Below are 5162 nucleotides of genomic sequence, written 5' to 3'. Positions count from 1 at the left end.
TGTCCCCGCGCGGGGACACCGACGCCTGGGCGCTCGCCGTCCTCACCCCCGGCGCCGCCGCCGGGCTCACCGGCATCGGACTCGCCGTCACCCACGGGCCCGTGCGTCTCGCCGTCGGCGCGACCGGGGCCCTGCTGCTCACCGGCGCACTCCTTCTCGCCGTCCGGCGCGGCCCCTTCCGCGCACCCGACGGCGGCACCGTGCCCGCAGCCCGGCTCTGGACGGTCTGGCTCGTGGCGTACGCGGTCTGCGGCGACGGACTCCTCACCCAGGTCCTCAGCGGCGGCCCCGACGGCCCCTGGGACCTGGCCCCCGGACCGGTCCTCGCGCTCGCCCTCGCCGTCGCCCCCGCCGCCTGGTGCGCCCGGCTCTTCGCCCACCGGGCACGCCGCCGGATCGCCGACAGCCGGGGCCTCGCCGACTTCGCCGCCGGGACCCGCCCGCTGCTCCTCGGCACCGTGACCCTCCAACTCCTCGCCCTCACCCTGCTGCTCGGGCTGACCGGGTTCAGCTCCGGGGCCCTGGCCCTCGGCGCGCTCCTGCTGCTCGCCCGGCTCCTCACCGTCCACGGCTTCCCCGAGACGGCCGCGGCCGCCCTCGCCGCAGCCAGCGCCGCCGAGGCGCTCGCCCTCACGAGCGTCCTCGCCGCCCGCGTGCCCCTCCCCGGCCTCGACGCGCTCGCCGCCCCCGTGTGGGCCGTCGTCGACACCTGGGGCCCCGGGGCCGTACCCACCCTCGTCTGCGGCGCCGCCGCGCTCGGCCTGCTGGCCCACGCGACCGGCTCCCTTGCCCGGGCCTCGGCCCACGCCACCCCGTGAGAACCCGCCGCAACCCCCGTCGGAGGCCGGGCGACCACCGCACTCCCCACCCCGCCGAGCCTTCCGTCAGGAAACCTTCTCGCACCCGCGGAGCCGACGCCGCGGGCGCGCCCCGTCACCTCTCTGATCACCTCGCAAGGAGACCGAAGACCATGACCCCGCAACCCCAAGGAACGGCCGGTCGGCACGAAGGGGCCGCGCGATGAGGGTGCTACTGCTCGGAGCCAACGGCTTCATCGGCCGCTTCGTCGCCGACCGGCTCCTCGCCGACCCGGCGGTCCACCTCACCGCCCTCGGCCGGGGCGACGACGCCGACGTGCGCTTCGACCTCGCCTCCGGCAGCCCGGGCGCGCTGACCCGGTTCCTCGACGCCGTCCACCCCGGGGTCGTCGTCAACTGCGCCGGCGCCACCCGCGGCGGCGCCCGCGACCTGACCCGGCACAACACCGTCGCCGTCGCCACCGTCTGCGAGGCCCTGCGCCGCAGCGGCTGCGGCGCCCGGCTCGTCCAGGTCGGCTGCGCCTCGGAGTACGGGCCCAGCCAGCCAGGCTCCTCCACCGCCGAGGACGCCGTCCCCCGCCCCGGCGGCCCGTACGGGGTGTCGAAGCTGGCTGCGACCGAACTCGTCCTGGGCTCGGGCCTCGACGCCGTGGTCCTCCGCGTCTTCTCGCCCGTCGGCCCCGGCACCCCCGCCGGATCGCCGCTCGGCCGGCTCGCCGAGGCGATGCGCCGGGCCATGCAGGCCGGCGACGGCGAGCTCAAGCTCAGCGGCCTCGGCGTGCAGCGGGACTTCGTCGACGTACGGGACGTGGCGCGGGCCGTGCACGCGGCCTCGCTCTCCGCCGCCCAGGGCGTCGTCAACATCGGCACCGGCCGCGCGGTCCGGCTCCGGGACGCCGCCGCCGTCCTCGCCAGGGTCGCCGGCTACTCCGGCAACCTCCACGAGCTGGACGCCCCGCACGGCATGCCGCAGCGCCCGATGATCGGAGCCCCCCGCACCGAGGGGACCATCGCCGACCAGCTGGCCGCCGCCCCCTACCCGTACCCCGACGGCTGCGGCCCCTGGCAGCAGGCCGACGTCCGGACCGCCCGCGACCGGCTCGGCTGGCGGCCCCGGATCAACCTGGAGGAGTCGCTCGCCGACATCTGGATGGAGGCGGCGTGTCGCATCTGACCGCGACCGCGGGGGCGGTGAAGGAAGCCCTGGGGGTGGGCGTGCCCGGCTACGCCCACCCGCTGCTCGCCCCCGTCGAGTGGGGCGAGCTGACCCGCCCCGGGACCCCGCTGCACTGGGCGGTGCTCAATGTGGCGGAGGGTCCGGGCAGCCGTCCGGACCCGCACTGTCTGGAGGCGGCGGGGAGGCTCCGTAACGCCGGGGTCAGGGTCCTCGGGCACCTGGACGCCGCGTACGGCTCCCGGCCGTTCGGGGAGCTGGTCTCGGACGCCCACCGCTTCGTCGACTGGTACAAGGTCGACGGTTACTACCTGGACCGCTGCCCCGCGGACCGGGCGGACCTGGCCGGGGTGCGGCGGGTCACCGCGACCCTGGAGGCGGTCCTCGGCGGCGAGGCCCACCTCGTCCTCGGCCACGGCACCCATCCCCACCCGGGATACGCCGAGACCGCCGACCAGCTGGTGACCTTCTCGGGTGCCTGGGCGGACTACCGCTGGTCGCAGGTGGCCGAGTGGACGGCCGAGTACACGGAGGCGAAGTTCGTCCATCTCGTGCACGGCGTTCCGCGCACCCACCTGGACGAGGCCCTGCGGATCGCCCGCTGGCAGGGGGCCGGGACGATCTTCTTCACCGACCGCGCGGGGGGCCCGGGACAAAGTGCGCCATTCCACTCGCTGCCCGGCTACTGGGACGAAATCGTCTCGCGGATCGGACCAGGTGTCTCGGAATGAGAAGAGGCGTGGCAGTGTTACGGGGAGAACAACCGTACTGACATACCGACAACCGGAGTCCCCGTGTCGCTGCCACCCCTGGTCGAGCCGGCTGCCGAGCTCACCGTAGACGAGGTCCGCAGGTACTCCCGCCACCTGATCATCCCGGACGTCGGGATGGACGGGCAGAAGCGGCTGAAGAACGCCAAGGTGCTGTGTGTCGGTGCCGGCGGCCTCGGCTCGCCGGCGCTGATGTACCTGGCCGCCGCCGGCGTGGGCACGCTCGGCATCGTGGAGTTCGACGAGGTCGACGAGTCGAACCTCCAGCGCCAGATCATCCACAGCCAGGCCGACATCGGCCGCTCCAAGGCCGCGTCGGCGCGCGACAGCGTGCTCGGCATCAACCCGTACGTGAACGTGATCCTCCACGAAGAGCGGCTTGAGGCCGAGAACGTGATGGACATCTTCAGCCAGTACGACCTGATCGTCGACGGCACCGACAACTTCGCCACCCGTTACCTGGTGAACGACGCCTGCGTGCTGCTGAACAAGCCGTACGTCTGGGGTTCGATCTACCGCTTCGACGGTCAGGCGTCCGTCTTCTGGTCCGAGTACGGCCCCTGCTACCGCTGCCTCTACCCGGAGCCCCCGCCGCCGGGCATGGTCCCGTCCTGCGCCGAGGGCGGCGTCCTGGGCGTGCTGTGCGCGTCCATCGGCTCCATCCAGGTCACCGAGGCCATCAAGGTCCTCGCCGGCGTGGGCGACCCGCTGGTGGGCCGTCTGATGATCTACGACGCCCTGGAGATGCAGTACCGCCAGGTGAAGGTCCGCAAGGACCCCGGCTGCGCGGTCTGCGGCGAGAACCCGACCGTCACCGAGCTCATCGACTACGAGGCCTTCTGCGGCGTCGTGTCCGAGGAGGCCCAGGAGGCGGCGCTCGGCTCCACGATCACTCCGAAGCAGCTCAAGGAGTGGATCGACGACGGCGAGAACATCGACATCATCGACGTCCGCGAGCCGAACGAGTACGAGATCGTCTCGATCCCGGGCGCGCGTCTGATCCCGAAGAACGAGTTCCTGATGGGCACCGCCCTCCAGGACCTCCCGCAGGACAAGCGCATCGTCCTGCACTGCAAGACGGGTGTCCGCAGTGCGGAGGTCCTCGCGGTGCTGAAGTCCGCGGGCTTCGCCGACGCGGTGCACGTCGGCGGCGGCGTGATCGGCTGGGTCCACCAGATCGAGCCCGAGAAGCCGGTCTACTAGGCGGCCGAACGGAGGGGCCCGGATCTCGACACGAGATCCGGGCCCCTTCTCATGCCCCGACACGGGTCACGCCCCGCTACGAGCCGCCCCGCTGGAGCAGGTCTTGCCGTACGCGGGGACCCTGCCGTCCAGGAGGTACGCGTCGATCGTCGCCGTCGCGCACGACGACGTGCCGTACGCGCCGTGTCCCTCGCCCTCGTTGGTGACGAGGACCCCGACCCCGTCGCCGAGTTCCTTCGCCATCCTCTCCGCGCCCTCGTACGGGGTCGCCGGATCGCCCGTCGTGCCGACGACGAGGACCGGGGCGGCGCCCGGAGCGCTCGCCTCCGGGGTCGCCCGCTCGCCCCTCACCGGCCACTCGGCGCACCAGCCGGCCGTGTCCCAGGCGAGGAACTCGCCGAACACGGGGGAGAGCCGCCGGAATTCGGGGACCAGCGCCTTCGCCTCCGCCGCGGTCGGCCGTGCGCTGGAGTCGGCGCAGGAGATCGCCCGTTGCGAGTGCGTCTGGGTGGCGTAGTGGCCGTTCGCGTCACGGTCGTTGTAGTAGTCGGCGAGTTCGAGCAGGGCGCCTCCGCGGCCCTTCTCGGCGTCCGCGAGGGCCGCCGTCAGGAGGGGCCAGTTGGACTGCCCGTACAACGTCACCGCGATGCCCGTCAGGGCCAGGCCCTCGGTGAGCTTCCGCTCGCCGACGGTCAGCGGCGCGCGGTCGAGCTTCCGCAGCAGGCGCGCGATCCGCTCGGTCCCGTCCTCGGGGTCCTGGCCGGTGCTCTTCAGATAGTTGCCCAGGGCCCGTTGGAAGCCGATCGTCTGGTGGCGGGCGTGGCCCACGGTGTCGGCGGTCGGGTCGACGACCGCGTCGAGGACGAGCCGGCCCACGTTCCGCGGGAAGAGGTGCGCGTACGTGCCGCCGAGCTGTGTCCCGTACGAGATGCCGAAGTAGTGGAGCTTGTCGTCCCCGAGGACCCGCCGGATCAGGTCCAGGTCGCGGGCGGTGGCGGTGGTCGTGGTGTGCGGGAGGACCGTGGGCGAGCGGCGGGCGCAGCCGGTGGCGAAGGCGGCGTTGTCCTTCAGGTACGCGGCCTCCTCGGCGGCCGAGTCCGGGGTGAGGTCGACGGTGGCCTCGGCGGCGGCCTGTTCGGCGTCGGTCCGGCAGACGACACCGGAGCTGCGGCTGACGCCGCGCGGGTCGAAGCCCAC

At 73.6% G+C, this 5162-nt stretch carries 4 protein-coding genes and 1 pseudogene; 4 read left to right on the top strand and 1 reads right to left on the bottom strand.

Annotation, left to right across the window (positions count from 1 at the left end; translation table 11 throughout):
• From AOK00_RS30050 to moeZ, 4 genes and pseudogenes are all read left to right on the top strand, one after another.
• Positions 1–818 (top strand): annotated as a pseudogene (locus AOK00_RS30050) (hypothetical protein); the annotation flags it as partial.
• Positions 819–1020: 202 nt separating this feature from the next.
• Positions 1021–1992, top strand: coding sequence for an NAD-dependent epimerase/dehydratase family protein (locus AOK00_RS30045; protein WP_030320749.1), 972 nt, complete (start codon positions 1021–1023; stop codon positions 1990–1992).
• Positions 1980–2723 (top strand): spherulation-specific family 4 protein, encoded by a 744-nt coding sequence (locus AOK00_RS30040; RefSeq protein ID WP_030320751.1) that lies wholly within the window; start codon positions 1980–1982, stop codon positions 2721–2723. The genes AOK00_RS30045 and AOK00_RS30040 overlap by 13 nt, the downstream gene beginning before the upstream one ends.
• Before the next feature lie 63 nt (positions 2724–2786).
• Complete coding sequence (gene moeZ, locus AOK00_RS30035) at positions 2787–3965, top strand: adenylyltransferase/sulfurtransferase MoeZ (RefSeq protein ID WP_030320753.1); 1179 nt, start codon at positions 2787–2789, stop codon at positions 3963–3965.
• Between the two features lie 66 nt (positions 3966–4031).
• Here the strand turns inward: moeZ and AOK00_RS30030 are convergent.
• Positions 4032–5162, bottom strand: a 1131-nt coding sequence (locus AOK00_RS30030; RefSeq protein ID WP_055603371.1) for an alpha/beta hydrolase, incomplete at its 5' end; no start/stop codon positions are given.

The sequence above is a fragment of the Streptomyces aureus genome (assembly GCF_001418135.1).
Classification (GTDB): Bacteria; Actinomycetota; Actinomycetes; order Streptomycetales; family Streptomycetaceae; genus Streptomyces; species Streptomyces aureus_A.
Note: the sequence above shows the minus strand (reverse complement) of the source record. Positions and strands in the feature narration are given on the sequence as shown.